At 67.4% G+C, this 20,000-nt stretch carries 19 protein-coding genes; 8 read left to right on the plus strand and 11 right to left on the minus strand.

Translation table 11 applies throughout. The annotated features are described in order from the left end of the window. Positions 1–97 precede the first annotated feature (97 nt). Together AC1DER_RS07670 and AC1DER_RS07675 are read left to right on the plus strand one after the other, a co-directional pair. Entirely contained in the window at positions 98–604 is a 507-nt protein-coding gene (locus AC1DER_RS07670; RefSeq protein WP_441816876.1) for an Mpo1 family 2-hydroxy fatty acid dioxygenase, read from the plus strand. Between the two features lie 150 nt (positions 605–754). Further along, entirely contained in the window at positions 755–1,642 is an 888-nt protein-coding gene (locus AC1DER_RS07675; protein ID WP_477246877.1) for a DMT family transporter, read from the plus strand. Positions 1,643–1,645: 3 nt separating this feature from the next. Here AC1DER_RS07675 and AC1DER_RS07680 read toward each other — a convergent pair whose 3' ends face one another. From AC1DER_RS07680 to hppD, 6 genes are all read right to left on the minus strand, one after another. Continuing rightward, positions 1,646–2,518: an NAD-dependent epimerase/dehydratase family protein gene (locus AC1DER_RS07680; RefSeq protein WP_477246875.1), complete on the minus strand. Its 873-nt coding sequence runs from the start codon at positions 2,516–2,518 to the stop codon at positions 1,646–1,648. 3 nt (positions 2,519–2,521) lie between these two features. Further along, the gene (nhaA, locus tag AC1DER_RS07685; protein WP_477246873.1) at positions 2,522–3,763 is read right to left on the minus strand and encodes a Na+/H+ antiporter NhaA; all 1,242 of its coding nucleotides are present in this window, start codon (positions 3,761–3,763) and stop codon (positions 2,522–2,524) included. A gap of 34 nt (positions 3,764–3,797) precedes the next feature. After that, positions 3,798–4,754 carry a sodium:calcium antiporter gene (locus tag AC1DER_RS07690; protein WP_441816880.1) on the minus strand — a complete coding sequence of 319 codons (957 nt, stop codon included), beginning with the start codon at positions 4,752–4,754 and terminating at the stop codon, positions 3,798–3,800. Between the two features lie 81 nt (positions 4,755–4,835). Beyond that, positions 4,836–5,225: a hypothetical protein gene (locus AC1DER_RS07695; protein WP_477357816.1), complete on the minus strand. Its 390-nt coding sequence runs from the start codon at positions 5,223–5,225 to the stop codon at positions 4,836–4,838. A 297-nt stretch (positions 5,226–5,522) separates the two neighbouring features. Then, entirely contained in the window at positions 5,523–6,821 is a 1,299-nt protein-coding gene (gene hmgA / locus AC1DER_RS07700) for a homogentisate 1,2-dioxygenase (RefSeq protein WP_477246868.1), read from the minus strand. Between the two features lie 70 nt (positions 6,822–6,891). Further along, positions 6,892–7,986: a 4-hydroxyphenylpyruvate dioxygenase gene (gene hppD / locus AC1DER_RS07705; RefSeq protein ID WP_477246866.1), complete on the minus strand. Its 1,095-nt coding sequence runs from the start codon at positions 7,984–7,986 to the stop codon at positions 6,892–6,894. Between the two features lie 102 nt (positions 7,987–8,088). On the opposite strand from hppD, the gene AC1DER_RS07710 reads away from it, so the two are divergent. Further along, on the plus strand, positions 8,089–8,601 hold the full coding sequence (locus AC1DER_RS07710; protein ID WP_441816884.1) for a MarR family winged helix-turn-helix transcriptional regulator: 513 nt from the start codon (positions 8,089–8,091) through the stop codon (positions 8,599–8,601). Between the two features lie 181 nt (positions 8,602–8,782). Here AC1DER_RS07710 and AC1DER_RS07715 read toward each other — a convergent pair whose 3' ends face one another. The 3 genes from AC1DER_RS07715 to AC1DER_RS07725 all read right to left on the minus strand — a co-directional run bounded on the left by AC1DER_RS07715 (position 8,783) and on the right by AC1DER_RS07725 (position 13,065). After that, complete coding sequence (locus AC1DER_RS07715; protein WP_477246863.1) at positions 8,783–10,291, minus strand: M14 family metallopeptidase; 1,509 nt, start codon at positions 10,289–10,291, stop codon at positions 8,783–8,785. 137 nt (positions 10,292–10,428) lie between these two features. Then, the gene (locus AC1DER_RS07720; RefSeq protein ID WP_477246861.1) at positions 10,429–11,973 is read right to left on the minus strand and encodes a peptide MFS transporter; all 1,545 of its coding nucleotides are present in this window, start codon (positions 11,971–11,973) and stop codon (positions 10,429–10,431) included. A gap of 210 nt (positions 11,974–12,183) precedes the next feature. After that, complete coding sequence (locus AC1DER_RS07725; RefSeq protein WP_477246859.1) at positions 12,184–13,065, minus strand: tryptophan 2,3-dioxygenase; 882 nt, start codon at positions 13,063–13,065, stop codon at positions 12,184–12,186. A gap of 361 nt (positions 13,066–13,426) precedes the next feature. Here AC1DER_RS07725 and pdhA point away from each other — a divergent pair, with 361 nt between their 5' ends. From pdhA to AC1DER_RS07750, 5 genes are all read left to right on the plus strand, one after another. Then, complete coding sequence (gene pdhA, locus AC1DER_RS07730; protein ID WP_477246857.1) at positions 13,427–14,497, plus strand: pyruvate dehydrogenase (acetyl-transferring) E1 component subunit alpha; 1,071 nt, start codon at positions 13,427–13,429, stop codon at positions 14,495–14,497. Then, the gene (locus AC1DER_RS07735) at positions 14,497–15,549 is read left to right on the plus strand and encodes an alpha-ketoacid dehydrogenase subunit beta (protein ID WP_441816889.1); all 1,053 of its coding nucleotides are present in this window, start codon (positions 14,497–14,499) and stop codon (positions 15,547–15,549) included. Before pdhA ends, AC1DER_RS07735 begins: the two co-directional genes overlap by 1 nt. 205 nt (positions 15,550–15,754) lie before the next feature. After that, a complete protein-coding gene (locus AC1DER_RS07740; protein WP_477246855.1) occupies positions 15,755–15,928 on the plus strand; it encodes an SH3 domain-containing protein in 174 nt (57 codons plus the stop codon). A 125-nt stretch (positions 15,929–16,053) separates the two neighbouring features. Further along, entirely contained in the window at positions 16,054–17,424 is a 1,371-nt protein-coding gene (locus AC1DER_RS07745) for a dihydrolipoamide acetyltransferase family protein (RefSeq protein WP_477246853.1), read from the plus strand. A gap of 10 nt (positions 17,425–17,434) precedes the next feature. Then, positions 17,435–17,821, plus strand: a complete 387-nt coding sequence (locus tag AC1DER_RS07750) for a VOC family protein (RefSeq protein ID WP_477246851.1) — start codon at positions 17,435–17,437, stop codon at positions 17,819–17,821. A 4-nt stretch (positions 17,822–17,825) separates the two neighbouring features. Here AC1DER_RS07750 and AC1DER_RS07755 read toward each other — a convergent pair whose 3' ends face one another. Continuing rightward, complete coding sequence (locus AC1DER_RS07755; protein ID WP_441816893.1) at positions 17,826–18,929, minus strand: GGDEF domain-containing protein; 1,104 nt, start codon at positions 18,927–18,929, stop codon at positions 17,826–17,828. Positions 18,930–19,059: 130 nt separating this feature from the next. After that, positions 19,060–19,995, minus strand: a complete 936-nt coding sequence (locus AC1DER_RS07760) for an MBL fold metallo-hydrolase (RefSeq protein ID WP_477246849.1) — start codon at positions 19,993–19,995, stop codon at positions 19,060–19,062. Positions 19,996–20,000: the final 5 nt, after the last annotated feature.

Genomic DNA, 20,000 nt, shown 5'->3' on the forward strand with positions numbered 1-20,000 from the left:
TGAGTGGTCGCGATCGTGGCCGGCGTGCGCGTGATCCAGCTATTCTCCCATTCGGCCCCGCATTGAGCGTCGGCCGAGCGCGCCTGGGAGGGACGCCATGAACACCGCAGCCGACTCGACGACCGGGTCATCGCAACGCCAGATCGACCAATGGTTCGCCAACTACTCCGGCGACCATCGCAACAGCACCAACCAGCTCATCCATGTGATCTGCGTACCGGCGATCCTGTGGAGCGTGATCGCGCTGCTGTGGTGCATTCCCGCGCCGGGCACGTGGTTCCGCGCCGGCTTCTGGGCCGGGCTGGCGATGCTCGCCAGCGTCCTGTTCTACTACCGCGCCTCGCGTGCGCTCGGCCTGGGCATGGCTTTCATCTATGTGCTGCTGGGCCTGCTCACGCGCTGGATCCACGACAGCTACGGCACCACGACGCTGCTTTGGCTCGGCGTGGGTGTGTTCGTCGTCGCCTGGATCGGCCAGTTCGTCGGCCACAGCAAGCTGTTCGAAGGCAAGCGCCCGAGCTTCTTCACCGACCTGCGCTACCTGCTGATCGGGCCGGCGTGGGTGCTGGCCAAGCTGTATCGCAAGCTGGGCTGGGCGTACTGATCGGCAACCCCAAGGCCCTCCGAGACCCGTCATCCCCGCGAAGGCGGGGACCCAGTGTCGCGGATCTTCGCGCCAACCCGAGAGAAAAGTCGCTGGGTGCCCGCCTTCGCGGGAATGACGGGTTTTATTCGCAGGAATGATGGAACAGGCATGACCCGACGCGATCTCGTCCTCGTCCTGCTTGTCGTTGTCGCCTGGGCGGTCAATTTCCTGACCTCGGCGCTGGCGATGCGCGAGATTCCGCCGTTCCTGTTCACCGCCCTGCGCTTCGCCCTGCTCGCGCTGCCGCTGGTCTGGCTGCTCAAGCGGCCGGCGCCTGGGCAATGGCCGCGCCTGGTGGCGGTGTGCCTGTGCATCGGCGTGCTGCACTTCGGCCTGAGCTTCACCGCGCTCAAGCTTGCCGGCGACCTGTCGTCGCCGGCGATCGTGATGCAGAGCTACGTGCCGATGACGACACTGCTGGCGTGGTGGTGGCTGGGTGAGCGTTTCGCCTGGCGCACCGGCCTGGCCATCGCGGTGAGCTTCGCCGGCGTGCTGGTGCTGGGCTTCGATCCGATCGTGCTGGACCGGCCGATGGCGCTGGTGCTGATGCTGATCTCTGCCGCGTTCCTGGCGATCGGCACGGTATTGATGAAGGGCCTGCGCGGCCTGGATGTATTCAGCCAGCAGGGCTGGACCGCGGTGTTCAGCGTGCTGCCGCTGATCGCGATCAGCGCCTGGCTCGAACCGGGCGCCATTGCGCAGCTGCCGCATGTCAGCGCGGTCGCCTGGGCCGGCGCCGCCTACGCCGCGTTCGTCTCATCGCTGCTCGGCCACGGCCTGTACTACGTTCTGGTGCAGCGCTACCCCGTCGCGCAGGTCACGCCGTGGCTGTTGCTGGTGCCGGTGCTGGCCATCGCCCTGGGCGTGGCGTACTGGGGCGACCGCCCCGGTCCGCGCCTGCTGCTGGGCGGGGCGATGGTGCTCGGCGGTGTCCTGCTGATCGCGCTGCGCGCCCTGCGCAAGTCGCGCCCGGTCGCGATGGCCGAAGAGCTGTAGGAATCACGCCTCGTCGTCGCGCGCTTCGAACATGTCGGCGCGCGGACGGAACACGCGTGCCGAATAGCCGAAATCGCGCTGCGCCGGCGTCGCATCGAACACCAGGTCGCTGCGCATGCGCCGCACCGCCGCTTCGCCCATGCCGGTCGCGCGACCGGTCATCTGCGCCACCAGCAGCGACAGGTTGAACAGCGGCGATGGCAGTTCGACCAGGCTTGCCGGCGGCTGCAGGCAGGCAAGCACGCGCGCGACCATGTCGCGGTAGCTGAGCGTTTCGCCACCTGGCAGCGCGTAGGCCTGGCCGTGCGTGGCAGCGGCGCCATGGCACGCGAACGCGGCGGCCGCCAGGTCATCGACATGCACCGGCTGGCGCAGGCCACTGGCACCGCGTGGCAGCGGAAATCGCCGCCAGCGCCGCGCCAGGTGGGCGATGCGCGTCAGGGTCGCATCGCGGCCGGCGCCGTACACCAGCGTCGGCCTGAGCACGGTGGCGGCAGCGCCACGTTCGCTGGCCGACGCAAACAGCCGCTGCTCGCCTTCGCGCAGGCGCCGGGCTACATCGCGCTCTTCGGCGTCGGCCGAGCCACGCTTGACCTCGATGCTGGTCGAGCCGAATGCGACCACCCGCGCCGCCTCGATGGGTGAGGTGCCGTACCACTGCGCGAATGCATCGAGCGGCCCGCAGCTGTAGATCGCATCGACCCGCCCGGGCAGGCCATCGGCACGGCCCAGGTCACCGCGCAGCCAGTGCAGGCCCGGCTCGTCGGATTGCGCGGTACGCGACACCGCGGTCACGCGCCAGCCATCGCGGTTGAGCAATCCCAGCAACGGATAGCCGATCTGCCCGCTGGCGCCGAATACCAGTGCGTGCCTCATCGATCAGGCACCCGCCCTGGCGCGGTCGGGCAGCGTGATGCGCAACCAGCCATAGCCGACCAGCGCCGACACCAGCGACGCCAGCAACACACCCAGCACCGCCTCTTCGTAAAGCATGGGGTCGCGATAGGCCAGCGAACCAATGAACAGGCTCATGGTGAAACCGATGCCGCACATCACGCCCAGGCCGAGCATCGCGCGCAGGTCCATGCCGTCGGGGAATCGCGCCCAGCCCAGCGCGCGCATCAGCAGCGCTGCCGCCACTATTCCGACCGGCTTGCCTACGAACAGTCCGATCACCACGCCAATCGGCAAAGGCGACAGCATGTCGTCCACGCTCAGCCCGCCCAGGACCAGGCCGGCGTTGACGAATGCGAACAGCGGCAGGATCGCGTAGGCCACCCAGGGATGCAGCGCGTGCTCGAGCGTTTCCAGCGGCGAATGTTCGACTTCGTCGTCGACGGCGTTCGTGCGGTCGACGTGCGGGATCATCAGGCCGGTGACCACGCCGGCCAGCGTGGCGTGCACGCCCGACTTGAGCACGCACACCCACAGCACCACGCCCAGCAGCAGGTACGGCGCCAGTTTCCTGACGCCACGGCGGTTGAGCAGGAACATGCCGGCAATCGCCGCGCCCGCCCACGCCAGGGCCACCATCGACATGCCGTGCGAATAGAACAGCGCAATGATGACGATGGCGATCAGGTCATCCACCACCGCGATCGTCGACAGCAGCAGCTTCATGCCGCTGGGCACGCGCGAGCCGAGCAGGGCCAGCACGCCCAGCGCGAAGGCGATGTCGGTCGCTGTCGGCACCGCCCAGCCGCGCATGGCTTCGGCGTTGCCATGGTTGAAAGCGGTGAACAACAGGGCCGGCACGGCCACGCCGGCGAGGGCGCAGACCATCGGCAGGACCAGTTGCTCGCGGCTGGCGAGCTGGCCGCTCAGCGATTCGCGTTTGATCTCCAGCGCGACCAGCAGGAAGAAGATCGCCATCAGGCCGTCGTTGATCCACAACAGCAACGGCTTGGCGATCTCGAATCCGCCCACGCGCACATCGACGGGCATGTCGCGGAACGCGTCGTAGGCAGCGGCCATCGGCGAGTTGGCCGCGATCATCGCCAGCACCGCCGCGGCGATCAGCATGATGCCGCCGGCCGCTTCGAGGCGGAAGAATTCGCTCAGGGCGCGCAGTCCGCGCGGCGAACTGGCAGGCCGGGGGTGGCCATGGGCTGATTCGTTCATCGCGGAAGTATATCGACCGCGGGTGCAGGGACCGTCATGCCCGCATGATCAGCATCTCGAAAGCCACCCAGGCGAGGAAGGCGATCATCAGCGCCGCGCCTTCGTTCTTGCTCACGCGCAGGTCGCCGCGCAGCATCGGGTAGAGCATCAATGCGAACACGCCGGCGGCGGGCAGTTCGAAGCGGACGAACGACTCGGGCAAGGCCAGCGAGCCGTCGATGGCGGCCATGCCACCCACCACCACCAGCAGGTTGAACAGACTCGCACCGATCACGTGACCGGCGACGATGTCGCCCTGGCCGCGTCGTGCAGCGGCAATGGCAGCGGCGACTTCAGGCAGCGCCGTGCCGATCGCCACCGGCAGCAGGCCGGTCAGCAACGGCGCCATGCCCAGGCCTTCGCCCAGGGTCGGCGCGCTGTTGACGACGAGCCTGGAGCCGAAATACAGCAGCACCGCGGCGATGGCGAAGCGCAGGAGATTGAGGCCCAGGTCGTTGCTGGTCCGCGCGAACGCCGCGATGGCGTCCTGCAGTTCCGGCGACTCCCGGCGCGTGCGCGCCGCTGCGAATGCCACCACGCCGACGAAGGCAAGCAGCAGCACGATCCCGTCGACGCGCGAAAGCACGCCGTCCAGGCCCATGATCACCACCGCCACGGTGCCGGCCAGCAGCATCAACAGCATCGGCGACAGCGCGCGCCAGCGCAGCACCACCGGCGACACCAGCGCGGCAGCGCCCAGGGTCAGTCCAAAGTTGGCGACGTTGCTGCCCACCGCGTTGCCCAGCGCCAGTGCCGGCTGCCCGCGCAGGATCGCCTGGAGATTGACCGCCAGTTCCGGCAGCGATGTGCCGAACGCAACCAGCACCAGGCCTGCGACGAACGGCGAGGCGCCGATGCGCTGCGCCAGTCCGGACGCACCCTTGACGATGGAGTCACCGCCCAGTGCCAGCAGCACCAGACCCAATACGAACCAGCCCATGGCATCGAACATCGCGCCCATCCCCCCCGGTGACAAGACGATTCACTCGTCGATTCTATGCCCACAGTCCCTGTCCGCGTCCAGCAATGCGTCTCAGGAACACCCTTCGACATAATCAATTTGCGGCGATACACCCACGCGCCAGGAGCTGACCCGGCCCGTGGCACCGGTTTCGAACACCAGCACGCCCGGCCCGCCGCCGTTATCGGCAACGCGCAGATACTGGCCACCTTCGACGTACTTGTGCGGCTGTTTCTGCACGCGCCCGGCATACAGCGTGTCGATGTCCTGCGTGCTCATGCCAACCTTGCCGCCGCCGGGCGCAGTGATGTCGATGGCGTCGACGTCGATGCGCGCGAAGCGGTCCTGCTCGATCATGAAGGCGATGCGATAACCCTTGGCGGTGCGCGGTTGTGGCAGCAGGTAGTAACAGCCTCCCGGCTGCTGCGGTTTCTCGTCGCCAAGATCGGAGCCCCAGGCCATGCGCACCTGCTCCTGGCCGGCACCGAACGGCGCCGTCGCGAAGCCACCAAATCCAACCGCCGTGGTTGAGGGCGTCGTGGTCGATGCAGGCGCGGGTGCGACGGCGCCAAGTGGCGACGAACCCGTGCCCAATGCGGGCGGCACATTGGTCGCTCGCTCGGCGCACGCACACAGGCTGGTCACGGCCAGGAACAACAACCACTTCACGACACAACCCCACGGGCGCGCAAAGGCAGTGGGGCAGACTACCCCGCCGCCGTGAACGCAGCGCATAGGTGCGCCGCGACACCGCGGTGCTCACTTCGCGGTGAAGTGCTTCTTCAGGCCAGTCCAGCACGCCTGGTAGTCGCGCTGGCGGTGCGCGGCGTCCAGCGCCTGCAGCGTCGGCCGGATCACGGCACGCGTCTCGAACATGAACGCCATTGTGTCGGCGATCACATCCGGCCGGGCGAGGTCGGCGGCGCTGGCCTTTTCGAACGTCGCTGCGTCCGGCCCGTGCCCGCTCATCGAGTTGTGCAGCGAGGCGCCGCCGGGCGAGAACCCTTCGGCCTTGGCGTCGTAGGCGCCGTGCACCAGGCCCATGAACTCGCTGGCGATGTTGCGGTGGAACCACGGCGGCCGGAACGTGTCCTGCGCCACCAGCCAGCGCGGCGGGAAGATGACGAAGTCCAGGTTGCTGGTGCCGGCCGTGTCGCTGGGCGAATGCAGCACCAGGAAGATGCTCGGGTCGGGGTGGTCGAAGCTGATCGAGCCGATCGCGTTGAAGCGGCGCAGGTCGTACTGGTACGGCGCGTAGTTGCCGTGCCAGGCAACCACGTCGAGCGGCGAATGGCCGATCTCGGCGCGCCACAGGTGACCCTGGAACTTGGCGATCAGTTCGAACGCGCCATCGACCTCTTCGTAGGCGGCGTTCGGAGTGAGGAAGTCGCGCGAATTGGCCAGGCCGTTGCTGCCGATCGGGCCGAGGTCGGGCAGTTGCAGCATCGCGCCGAAGTTCTCGCAGACGTAGCCACGCGCCTCGCCGTCGGGCAGCGACACCGCGAAGCGCACGCCACGCGGGATCACCGCGATCTGCTGCGGCTCCACCTCGAGCACGCCCAACTCGGTGGCGATGTGCAGGCGACCTTGTTGCGGCACGATCAGCAACTCGCCATCGGCGTCGTAGAAATAGCGGCCCTGCATGTCGCGGTTGGCGGCATACAGATGGATGCCAACACCATGCTGCGCGGCCGGCGAACCATTGCCGGCCATGGTGAACAGCCCGTCGACGAAATCGACCGGCTGCTGCGGCATCGGCAACGGACTCCAGCGCAGCTGGTCCGGTGGCACCGGGCCATCGCCGAAGTCGTTGTGCAAGCGCGGCTGCTCGTACGCAGCGAAAGTGCCATGCATCGCCGCCGGGCGGATCCGGTACAGCCAGCTGCGGCGGTTGGCGTGGCGCGGCGCAGTGAACGCCGTGCCCGACAGCTGCTCGGCATACAGGCCGTGCGCCACCCGCTGTGGCGAGTTGCGCCCGTGCGGCAGCGAGCCGGCTACCGCCTCGCTGGCGAAATCGTTGCCGAAACCGGATTGGTAGCCGTTGCTGCGGGTGGTCATGCAGGCGTCGCTTTGTTGAAGCCCCTCCCCCGCTCGCGGGAAAGGGGTTGGGTGAGGGCTGGTGTGGACCTTACAGCACGCCGCGGCGCATCTGGTCGCGCTCGATGCTCTCGAACAGCGCCTGGAAGTTGCCCTCGCCGAAGCCTTCGTTGCCCTTGCGCTGGATGATCTCGAAGAAGATCGGGCCGATCGCGTTCTGGGTGAAGATCTGCAGCAGCTTGCGCTGGTGGGTTTCCTGGTCGGCGTCGATCAGGATCTTGTTGCGCGCCAGGCGCGGCACGTCTTCACCGTGGTTGGGCACGCGCTGGTCGATGACGTCGAAGTAGGTCTCGGGCGTGTCGAGGAACTGCACGCCCTGCTCACGCATCGCTTCGACCGTGTCGTAGATGTTGTCGGTGAAGCAGGCGATGTGCTGGATGCCCTCGCCCTTGTAGGCGTCGAGGTATTCGTTGATCTGCGACTTGGGATCCGACGATTCGTTGAGCGGGATGCGGACGATGCCGTCCGGCGCGGTCATCGCCTTCGACACCAGGCCGGTCTTGGCGCCCTTGATGTCGAAGTAGCGGATCTCGCGGAAGTTGAACAGACGCTCGTAGTAGTCCGACCACTGCTGCATGTTGCCGAAGTACAGGTTGTGGGTCAGGTGGTCGATGAAGGTCAGGCCGAAACCCTTCGGGTCCTGCTCGGCGCCCTGCACCGGCAGGTAGTCGTCTTCGTACATCGAACCGGCGCTGCCGTAGCGGTCGACCAGGTACAGCATGCAGTCGCCGATGCCCTTCACCACCGGGGCATCGACGGCGCGGCTGTCGGCCTTGTCGGTGATCGCTTCGCCGCCGTTGCCGACGACCGCGGCGAACACGTCCGCGCCCGGCTTCTTGAAGCGGATCGCGAAGCCGCAGGCGCTCGGGCCGTGCTTGGCGGCGAAATCGGCGGCGAAGCTGTCCGGGTCCTCGTTGACCAGGAAGTTCACCCCGCCCTGGCGGTACACCGTGATCGGCCGCGTCTTGTGGTGCAGCACGGCGGTGAAGCCGAGCTTGCGGAAGTAGTCGTGCAGGAGCTCGCCCTGGCCGGCCGGGGCGGCGAATTCGACGAACTCGAAACCGTCGATGCCGAGCGGGTTCTCGAACGTGGTGACCTGCATGCCGAGGTTGGGCTGCGCATTCATGGCATTGTTCTCAGGTAGCGGCGACGTCCGCTGGGGACGGCCTGGATCGGAAGAGGCCGTTATAGTTTCAATTGAAACCATAATCAAGGCCCATTGCAGCAAATGAACGACCGCACGCCCGTTCAGCGTCCGACCCGCCCCGAGGCAGGGTCCGATCACGCCCAGCTCGACCTCGAGCATTTCCTGCCCTATCGCCTGTCGGTGCTGAGCAACCGCGTCAGCGGCACGATCGCGCGCATCTACACCGAGCGCTTCGCCCTGAGCATTACCGAGTGGCGGGTCATGGCCGTGCTGGGGCGCTACCCGGACCTGTCGGCCAACGAGGTCGCCCAGCGCACGGCGATGGACAAGGTCGCCGTCAGCCGCGCGGTGGCGCGCTTGCTCGATGCCGGCCGGCTGCAGCGCGAAATCCACGGCGACGATCGCCGCCGCTCGGTGCTGCGCCTGTCCGAAGCGGGCTATGGGATCTACGACGAGGTCGCGCCGCTGGCCCTGCAGTTCGAGCGCCGCCTGTTGCAGGGCATCGACGATACCGAGCGGGCGTTGCTGTTCCGGTTGCTGGATCGTCTGGATGAGCTGGAGCTGCGGGCGGACTCGGAGTTGCCGGCGCCGTAGTGGCAGCGCCTCGCTGGCCACCCCACAACTCCGTTCGCCCTGAGCGTAGCGCCGCAGGCGCGAAGTCGAAGGGCAGCCTGACGCGTGTGATACGCGGTGGATCCTTCGACTCCGACGCTCCGCGCCTACGCTCAGGACGAACGGTGGTGGGGGCTGCGCACAATGCTAACGGTGGTTCGACTCACCCGTGCTCGATCGCAATCACCCGCCACGCCGGAAACTCGCTGCCCACTTCCGGCTCCCAGATCCAGCCGCAAGCCAGCAGCCCGTCATCGCTCCCGGCCTCGCACAGATACACCGCGACCGCACCGCGCTGCTGTTCGGTGCGAACGATCGCCCACCCCTGGGGCAACGGTCGCTTCTCGCGCTTGTACTCCACCGCCAGCAATGGCGTTGCATCGGCCTCGAGGATCTCGCGCCCCACAGATGAATCATGCGCGGTCACCGTGGCGATTTCCGCATCGAGCTGAGGCGGGACCGGTGCCCACTCGATCACCAGTCCGTGGCCTTCCAGACGCGCTGCGATGTCGCCCGGCACCGCGTACGCCAGCGGCCTGCGCACCACCTGCTCGCCGACGAAGCGGCCGATATAGGGCACCTTCACACTGATCGGCTCGCCTTCCAGCATGTACGGCGCACGCGTGAGCACTTCGACTTCGACGTCCTCGAACGGCTCCAGGCGATAGCGCACCGCGATCTCGTCCGGCGGCATCTCGCAGTTGTCGAGCAGCTGCACGATCTGCGCCCCGTTCTCCGCCACGTAGGCCAGGGTCTCGCGAACGAAACCATAAGTGGTCAGCACCCGCTGTTCGAAACTGATGTAGGCGTAGGTTTCCAGCAGCAGGTCGAGGCGGTTGCACAGGCCGCGGTAATTGCCGCCGAAGCGCGGGTGGTGGGTATAGGTGATCCAGCCGCTGCCCTGGCCACCTTCGTCGCGCAGGAAGTTGCCGTAGTAGAAGGTGTCGCGGCCGTCGTTCTCCTTCACCGCCGCGGTCACCGCCGGCAACAGGTGCTGGCGCATGTACTCGATCGGCTCGCTGCGCCCGCTCAGGATCGTGTGCGGAATGTCGTAGGTGAGATCGAAGCGGTGGATCGAGCCATTGGTGGCGTGGCAGTCGATGCTCAGGTGCGGGTTCCACGGATGCATCACGCGCGTCTGCAGCAGGCGCATCTCCGCCGCATCCTGGCGCATGTAGTCGCGGTTGAGGTTGATGCCGGCGGCATTCACGCGCGTGCCGACGCCGCTGTCCGGGCCGAGCTGGCCGGTGAAGTGGGCGATGTCGAGCCGGCGGTTCTCCGGGTCGATGCGTTCGTTGCCGTCGGCGTTGAACAGCGGCACCAGCAACAGCGTGATGCGCGCGAGCACGTCGCCATGGGCGCCGTCGAGCAGATCGCGCACGTACATCAGCCCGGCCTCCTTGCCCTCGACTTCGCCGGCATGGATGCCGCACATCACCAGCACCACCGGCAGGCCGAGCTGTCTGGCCTGTTCCGGCGTGGTGACGCCGGTCGCCGACAGCACCAGCAGCGGCAGGGTGCGGCCTTCCGGTGTCTGGCCGAAATCGGCGACATGCAGGCGCGGGTCGTTGCGCGCAGCCAGCGCGTCGATGAAAGCCATGACGTCGGCGTGGCGCGACGTGTAGGTGTAGTCGCTGCTTTCGGCGCGGGTCAGCAGGGACGGCTGCGGCATGTCGGGGGTCCGGCGGAGCGAAGGGCCCTACCTTACGCGGGTGCAGTTCAATGGTCCGTCATGGAAGCAGGACCCGACTTTCGTCGGGATGACGCATCGGCAAAGCGGTCCGCGTGGAGCGCGGACCGGCCGATGCGTCACTTCACTCCATGCATCAGCTTCTGCACCAGCGGTGCGATCAGGAACAGCAGCACGCCGGCACCGAGCAGCGCCCAGAAGCCGAAGGTGTAGCCGCTCAGGGCCGAGGCCTTGGTCATGCCGCCTTCGCCGCTGACCACGCCGGCGAAGATGCCCGACAGGTTGTTGCCGATGCCGGTCGAGAGGAACCAGCCGCCCATGCCGAAGCCGACCAGGCGCAGCGGTGCCAGCTTGGTCACCATCGACAGGCCGATCGGCGACAGGCACAGCTCGCCGATCGACTGGATCCAGTACACGGCGAACAGCGTCCAGAACGGGATCAGGCCGGCGGCCGTGACCAGCTTGGACAGCGCGACCATCAGCAGGAGGAATGCCAGGCCATTGAAGATCAGGCCCAGGCCGAACTTGCGCGGGATCGACGGGTTGGCGCGACCGAGCTTCACCCAGATCCAGGCGATCAGCGGCGCCATGGTGATGATCGCCACCGAGTTGACGCTCTGGAACCAGGCGGTCGGGAAGACGCGCTCGCCGCTCATCGAGTACACGATGTCGGCCAGGCCGCCGCTGAAGATGTCGCGGTCGACGATCTTGTCGGCAAGGAAGGTGAAGGAACTGCCCGCCTGCTCGAAGAACATCCAGAACAGGATGTTGAAGGTGAAGATGATCAGCATCGCGATGCAGCGGTCGCGCTGGACGGCGCCTCCACGGAAGGCCTCCACCAGCAGCATGCCGCACAGGCCCAGGAACATCACGGTGAGCACGCCCTGCAGCGCGCCGGCGCCCATGGCCAGCAGGAAGTACACGACTGGGATGGCGAACAGTGCGCCGATCAGCACGTACAGGACCTTGCGCTTGTCCTCGCCGTTCACCGGCGGGCGGCCGATGCCTTCCAGGCCACGACGACCGAACCAGAACCACACCAGGCTGATCAGCATGCCCACGCCTGCGGCCATGAACACGACCTTGTAGGCCGGCATGGTGTCGGTGCCGAAGATCTTGCGCGCCAGGTACTGGGTCAGCAGCGGCGCCAGCATCGCGCCCAGGTTGATGCCCATGTAGAAGATGGTGAAGCCCGAGTCGCGGCGTTCGTCGGTGGGGCTGTAGAGCTTGCCCACCATCGTGGAGATGTTCGGCTTGAACAGGCCGTTGCCGACCACGATCGTGGCCAGGCCGAGCTTGAAGATCGCCTCGTTTGGCAGGGCGATCATGAAAAGGCCCGCGGCCATGATCACCGCGCCGAGCAGGATCGACCGCTGGTAGCCCAGGACCCGGTCGGCGATGTAGCCGCCAAAGATGGCCGCGGCGTACACCAGCGCCAGGTAGGCGCCGTAGACGCGGTTGGCCGGGGCTTCACCCGTGGCATCGCCACTGTAGAACTGGGCGACGATGTACAGCACCAGTGCCCAGCGGATGCCGTAGAACGCGAAGCGCTCCCAGAACTCCGTCATGAAGAGCATCCACAGCGGCTTGGGGTGGCCCAAGGTCTGCTTGAACGGCGGAATGGGCGCGGCCTGGCCGGCCGTAGGTGTAGCGGTTCCGCTCATGCGGTGTCCCCTGTGGATCGATACTGAATGGACGAATACAGAATGGAGCAGCCCACGCCGGCTGGCGCGGGACCGGGGAGATTTACCGGCTGAGGGGGGTCACGTCAAACCTGTGTGAAATCTGGCAGGAACGTGCTGCAGCGCACCATTAAACCTGAATAGCGGTAGCAGTTTGCGGCAGGCGGCTTGGCGCCTCCGCAGCGTTCGACCTCAGGCCGGCGGAGAACCGTAGCTGCTGCCGCCGCCAATCATCGTGCGCACGTCGAACAGTTCCGGGAAGAAGGTCAGCTCCAGCGCCTGCTTGAGGAACCCCACTCCGCTGGAACCGCCGGTGCCGCGCTTGAAGCCGATGATGCGCATCACCGTGCGCATGTGGCGGAAGCGCCACAGCTGGAACTGGCTCTCCAGGTCGACCAGGTCCTCGCACAGGTGGTAGGCCTGCCAGTCGGCATCGGTGTCTTCGTAGATGCGCTCGAACACCGGCAGCAGCTCCGGGTCGGCCACGTGCGCGTGCGACCAGTCGCGCTCCAGGTGTCGCGCCGGCACCGCGTGACCGTGGCGGGCCAGGTAGCGCAGCGCCTCGTCGTACAGGCTCGGCGCTTCCAGCACTTCGCGCAGGCTGGCCTCGGCCTTGGCGTCGTGGGCGAACACCTTGAGCATCGCCGCGTTCTTGTTGCCCAGCAGGAATTCGATGGTGCGGTACTGCAGCGACTGGAACCCCGACGACGGACCGAGGATCTCGCGGAACTCCATGTACTCCGACGGCGTCAGCGTCTCCAGCACCGACCACATCTCGGTCAGCTGGCGCAGGATGTTCTTGCAGCGCGAGAAGATCTTCTGGCATTCGCCGAGGCGGTCGGCGCGAAGGTGCGCGATGGCGGCCTTGAGCTCGTGGATCATCAGCTTCATCCACAGCTCGGCGACCTGGTGCTGGACGATGAACAGCAGCTCGTCATGGTGCGGCGGATTGGACAGGCGTTGCTGTGCCGACAGCAGCGTGTCCAGCTGCAGGTAGCCCGAATAGCTCATACGCCCGGACAGGTCGGTATGGATGCCGGATTCCAGTTCGCGCTCGTTCTTTTCGACCGTCATTGCAGGCTCGTTGTGGCCGGAGCTGATGCCGGCTGAGGGGTCAAAAGGGTACCTCATCGGCGCCGCCCGCCCCTTCGGCACGAGCCGCCATACCCCGCCGTCCGGGAACGTCGGGCGGCGTCGCATACCCGTTTTCCAGCAAAGTTTCATGCCGCAGCGCGCAACGGCCCTTAACACCGCGTTGGTTATGATCTTTGCGAAAGCGCGTCGGCCAGGCCTGTGTTCGGGGCCACCCAGACGCCGCGGAGCCAGGCCCGGTGCGTCTTCCGGGCCCAGCCACCCGATGCGGTGATGCGCCGGCACTGGATCCGGAACGCGGCCGATTCGGACTCCCAGTCACACATCCTCCAGGACCTCTGCGATGACGGTCGCCGCGACCTTCGAAATCGAATACCTGCAATACCTCGGCCCGGACGGCACGCTGGTGGCGGAGCTTCCGCCCGCCTTCCGCGACGCCAAGGCACTGCTGCCGCTGTTCAAGCAGATGCTGTTCGTGCGTACCTTCGACACCAAGGCCATTGCCCTGCAGCGCACCGGCAAGCTGGGCACCTACGCCAGTTGCCTGGGCCACGAAGCCACCCATATCGGCATCGGCGCCTCCATGCAGCCCGACGACGTGTTCGCACCGAGCTACCGCGAGTACGGCGCGCAGTTCATGCGCGGAGTGCTGCCGCGCGAAGTGCTGCTGTACTGGGGCGGCGACGAACGCGGCAACGACTTTTCGGGCCCGAAGAAAGACTTCTCCTGGTGCGTGCCGATCTCCACGCAATGCCTGCATGCCGCCGGCGCCGCGCTGGCGTTCAAGCTGCGCAAGCAGAAGCAGCTGGCCGTGGCCTGCTGTGGCGATGGTGGTTCCTCGAAGACCGACTTCTATGCCGCGCTCAACTCCGCCGGCGCCTACCAGCTGCCGCTGGTGCTGTGCGTGATCAACAACGGCTGGGCGATCTCGGTGCCGCGCTCGGCGCAGACCGGCGCCCAGACGCTCGCGCAGAAGGGCCTGGCCGGTGGCCTGCACTGCCTGCAGGTCGACGGCAACGACATCATCGCCGTGATGGAAGGCATGCGCCGCGCCAGCGAGCGCGCCCGCAGCGGCGAAGGCGGAAGCGTGATCGAGTTCATGACCTACCGCCTGCACGACCACACCACCGCTGACGACGCCCGCCGCTACCGCAACGACGACGAGGTCAAGTCGGCGTGGACGCGCGAGCCGATCACGCGCCTGCGCACCTGGCTGACCGCGCAGGGCCTGTGGAGCGAGGCCGAGGAGAAGGCCTGGGCCGAGGAATGCGGCAAGCGCGTCGACGTCGAGATCAACGCCTACCTGGAAACGCCGGTGCAGCCGGTCGAGGCGATGTTCGATTACCTCTATGCCGACATGCCGCCCGACGTCGCCACACAGCGCGCGTACGCGCTGGCGCAGGAGGGTCGCTGATGAGCGTCGAGGACCCCATCAAGAGCGGCGCAACAAAGGGGACGACTGCCATGGCCAAGGCTCCGGCAACGCCAACCGCGATCACCCTGATCGAGGCGATCACCCAGGCACTGGCCTACGAGATGCGCGCCGACGACACCGTGCTGGTGCTGGGCGAGGACGTCGGCGTCAATGGCGGTGTGTTCCGCGCCACCGCCGGCCTGCAGCAGCAGTTCGGCCCGGAGCGCGTGCTCGACACGCCGCTCGACGAAACCACCATTGCCGGCCTCACCGTCGGCCTCGCCGCACAGGGCATGAAACCGGTGGCCGAGTCGCAGTTCGACGGCTTCGTCTACCCGATGGTCGACCACATCATCTGCCACGCCGCGCGCTTCCGGTACCGCACCCGCGGCCGCCTGACCTGCCCGATGGTGCTGCGCGTGCCGTGGGGCGGTGGCATCCGCGCGCCAGAGCACCACAGCGAAGCCAACGAATCGATCTTCACCAACGTACCGGGGCTGCGGGTGGTCATGCCGTCGTCGCCGGCGCGTGCCTACGGCCTGCTGCTTGCCGCTATCCGCGAACCGGATCCGGTGATCTTCATGGAGCCCAAGCGCATCTATCGCCAGTACAAGGAAGTGGTGCCCGACGACGGCGAGGCCTTGCCGCTGGACGTGTGCTACGTGCTGCGTGACGGCACCGACGTGACCCTGGTGACCTGGGGCGCGCAGGTGAAGGAGACGCTCGAGGCCGCCGAGAAGCTGGCCGCGCAGGGCATAAGCGCCGAGGTCATCGACGTGGCCACGCTGCGACCGCTCGACTTCGCCACCATCGCCGAATCGGTCAGCCGCACCGGGCGCTGTGTGATCGTGCACGAAGCACCGAAGACCGCCGGTTTCGGCGCCGAGATCGCCGCGCGCCTGGCCGAGGAGTCGATGTTCGACCTGGTCGCTCCGGTCGAGCGCGTCACCGGCTACGACACGCACATTCCGCTGTTCCGCCTGGAAATGAAGTACCTGCCCAGCGTCGAGCGGATCGTGGCCGCGGCCAAGCGCACCGTCGCGGCCAGCTGAGGACACGGGTCGAGCATGCGCCACGCCCGCGTCGTCGTCGCCCATCGCGCACCGGATCGCCCGGCGATCCGGATCGCACGCGGTGAGGCGGTGACGCTGGGCGAACGCGACCGCGACTGGCCGCAATTCGTCTGGACCACGATCGCCGAAGGCCATGGCGGCTGGGTGCCTGTTGCCCTGTTCGACAACGAGCAGGGCACGGCCAATGCGCTGTCGGACATACGACACGCGCGAGCTCGATGCGCAGGCCGACGAGATCGTCACCCTGCACTACGAACTGGCGCAGTGGTGGTGGGCCGAGAACGCCCTCGGCCGCCAGGGCTGGATCCCGGCGCGGGCGCTGGAAGTACTCGACGACGACGAAGGCGAAGACGCATGAACGACGCCGGCGAACCGGCCGCGCGCAACAATGCATGGATCCGGGAATTCCGACTTGACGCGGCCCGCCGCGTTGCCACCCGACATTGCCTCACCCAAGTGACAAGACCTTAGGGACGACACCGTATGAGCAAGAAGACCTTCTTCCTTCCCGACCTCGGCGAGGGCCTGCCCGACGCGACCATCGTCGAGTGGTTCGTGAAGGAAGGCGACACGATCCGCCTCGACGACAACCTGGTGTCGATGGAGACCGCCAAGGCCGTGGTCGAGGTGCCTTCGCCGGTGTCGGGCAAGGTGATCAGGCTCGCCGGTGGCCCGGGCGACGTGATCATCACCGGCAAGATGCTGGCCGAATTCGAGATCGATCCGTCGATGCCGCAGCGTGCCGAGGGCCAGGACACCGGCCACCACCACGGCGCCGGCAGCCACGCCCCTGATGAAGGCGACAAGGTGGTCGCCTCCGACGATGGCGGCACGATCAGCACCGGCGAAGCCGCACCGCAGGCCGAGAGCAAGCGCGACGACGCCGGCACCGTGGTTGGCGCCATGCAGAGTTCCGACGCGGTCCGCAGCGAACAGGCCATCGCCGTCGGTGGGGTCAAGGCGATGCCGGCCGTGCGCGCACTGGCGCGCAAGCTCGGCGTCGACCTCACCCGCGTGCGCGCAACCGGCGCCGACAGCGTGGTGACCATGGACGACGTCAAGCGTGCTGCAGCCGATGGTTCGGCCGCTCCGCTCCGCTCTCCCGCTGGCCCTCACCCCAGCCCTCTCCCGCAGGCGGGAGAGGGGGCACCTGCGCGCAGCACCCTGTCCCAGGCCGGCAAGCCGGTCCGCACGCAGCCGCCGGGCGTGAGCGCCAGCGGCCAGCCCGAGCAGCTCAAGGGCGTGCGCCGCAACATGGCGCGGGTGATGGCCGATGCGCACGCCAAGGTCGTGCCGACCACGCTGTGCGACGACGCCGACCTGCACGCCTGGATCGGCAAGCAGGACATCACCGCGCGCCTGGTGCGGGCGATGGTCGCCGCCTGCAAGGCCGTGCCGGCGCTCAACGCCTGGTTCGATGGCGACAACCTCAGCCGCACCCTGCACCCGCACGTCGACATCGGCATCGCGGTCGACACCGACGACGGCCTGTTCGTGCCGGCGCTGCGCAATGCCGACATGCTCGATGGCGCCAGCGTGCGCATGGCGATCCAGCGCCTGCGCGCCCAGGTCGAGGAGCGTTCGCTGCCGGCCAGCGAGCTCAGCGGCTACACGATCTCGCTGTCCAACTTCGGCATGTTCGCCGGCCGTTACGCGACCCCGGTGGTCGTGCCGCCGTGCGTGGCGATCGTCGGCGCCGGCAAGCTCAGCCACGACGTGGTCGCGGTGATCGGCGGCATCGAAGTGCACCGCCGCATGCCGATCTCGCTAACCTTCGACCACCGCGCCTGCACCGGCGGCGAAGCCGCGCGCTTCCTCAAGGCGCTGCTGGACGACATGGCCCTTCCCAACTAAGGAAACATCCGTGGCCCATCGCAGTCGCCTTGCCGGCTTCATCATCGATTGCCAGACCGACGACCTCGCTCCCGCGGCGAGGTTCTGGTGCCAGGCGCTGGGCGCCAGCATCGCCGATCCGGATGCTGGCGACGTGCCTGGCACCTACGTCCAGTTCGGCGATACGCGCGACGGGATGCATATCGAAGTGCAGAAGGTCGACCATGCCTCGCGCGTGCACCTGGACATCGAATCGGACGATATCGACGCCGAGGCCGCGCGCCTGGAAAAACTCGGCGCGAAGAAGATCGCCTTCGTCAAACGCTGGTGGGTGATGGAAGCTCCAACCGGGCAACGCTTCTGCGTGGTGAAGATGCATCACCCCGAGATCGGCATGACGCCGACCACGTGGGAATGAGCCTTCAGATGCCGTGCAGCTGCGTGTCGTCGGCGACCACGCAATTGCGGCCGCGGGCCTTGGCACGGTAGAGCGCCTGGTCGGCACGATCGAACACCTGCTCGGACCAGTCCCGCGTCGGCTCGCCGGCGGCCATGCCGATCGACACCGTCAAGGCAAACGGCAGCGCCGCCTGCGACAGGCGCAGGCGGATGCGCTCGGCCACCTGCGACGCGCTTTCCAGGCGTGTGTCCGGCAGCAGGATCAGGAACTCTTCGCCGCCGTAGCGAACGGCCACGTCGCCGTGGCGGATCGACGCCGCCACGGCATCGGCGACGGCGCGCAGCGCGCGATCGCCCAACAGATGGCCATGGCGATCGTTGACGTCCTTGAAGTGATCGACGTCGAGCAGCATCAGCGTGTAAGGCGACTTCTGCAGCTGCAGCATCGCCTCCGGATTGTCGCGCAGCTGCGCGAGCGCGGCGCGGTTGAGCAGGCCAGTCAGTGCGTCGTGGGTGGCGCTGTGCTGGAGCTGGTCATTGCGGCGCTGCAGGTCGGCACGGGCGTCTTCGAGACGTTGCGCGAACGCTTCGCGCTCGGACAGCAGCCGGCGCTGCTCCAGCGCATAGCGCCGCAGCTCGAGCAGGTGCTGGGTCTGGCGGGCGAGCACTTCCAGGCCTTCGCGTTGCGCACGGGTCAGGCGACGCGGGCGCGTGTCGAGTACGCAGACGGTGCCGATGGCGTGGCCATCCGGACTCAGCAACGGCGCGCCGGCATAGAAGCGGAGCGGCGCATTGCCGATGCGCAGGTTCGGACGCGGGTATGCGGTCTGCGCGGCCAGATCCTCGATCACCAGCGTGCGATCCGGCATCTCGATTGCGCGATCGCAGATCGCTTCATGGCGAGGCGTCTGCCTGGCGTCGAGACCGATCTGCGCCTTGAACCATTGCCGGTCGTGATCGATCAGCGATATCGCCGCGGCGGGCACGTCGCACAGGGTCACGGCCAGGCGCACGATGTCGTCGTAGGCCTGCTCCGGCACCGTGTCCACGACTGCATAGGCATCCAGCGCCGCCTGGCGCGGAGCTTCGTCTGGCAGTGGCGGAGGGAGGGCTCGGACGGCGGACATCAGGGCGGTGCTGAAAGGCGGCTCAGGCTACTCCCCCGCGGCCGCGGGACCTGTGACGCAGGCCACAGCTGCATGGATCCGACGCGGCCGTTAAGCCATTCAGCTGAACGCCTTAATTTCTGAACAGGGATCAGGCCGTATCGCGGTCGAGCCACACTTCCAGGCCCTGGGCGTTCAGCTCGATGTCGATCTCCAGCAGCCGCGCCACTTCGGCCGCTGCCAGGGGTGCACCGTGGGCTTGGGCGCGTTCGACATAGAGGTCCGTCAGCGCTGCGACCAGTCGCGCATGACGGTCGTCATGGCCGTCTGCAGCGCGCGCCAGTGCGACCATCGCGTCGATCTGCGCGATCAGATCCCCGGCCAGTCGCGCGACATCGCCCACGCGTCCGTAATGGGTGAGATGCATCGCGTCGGGCATCTTCGCCAGCATCCTGCGGATCGATGCCTTCAACGGCTCGGGCTCGAACTGCACCGGCGAGGTCGTCGGGATCACGAACGGCGCGCCCAGCGCATCGTCGAACTCGCGGTACGACAGGCCGAACGTGTCGCCGGTGAACCAGCTGCGACTGCGCTCATCCCACACGCACAAATGATGGCGCGCATGTCCGGGCGTGTCGATGCACAGCAGCGCACGTCCGGCCAGCTCGATCACGTCGCCGTCGGCCAGCACGCGCACGTGCGCGGCCGCGACCGGGACGATGTCGCCATAGCTGCGCGCGATCTCCTCTTCGCCATAGACCGCGGTCGCGCCTGCGACCAGCCGCGTCGGATCGATCATGTGTGGCGCGCCACGCGGATGCACGGCGAGCGTCGCATTGGGCAGCTCGCGCATCAGCGCACCCGCGCCGCCGGCGTGATCCAGGTGCACATGGGTCAGGATCAGCCAGTCGACGTCGGACGGCGTCAGTCCCTGCCCTTCCAGCGCCGCCAGCATCGCCGGGATCGAATGCTGCGTGCCGCAATCGATGAAGGCGCCGCGACCGTTCTCCACCAGCAGATAGGCCGCGTCGAAGGTCGGCCGCTGGAAGCCGGTGTCGATGGTGACGATGCCGCTGTTGCCACTCATGCAAT

Source organism: Lysobacter sp. 05T417, assembly GCF_056396405.1.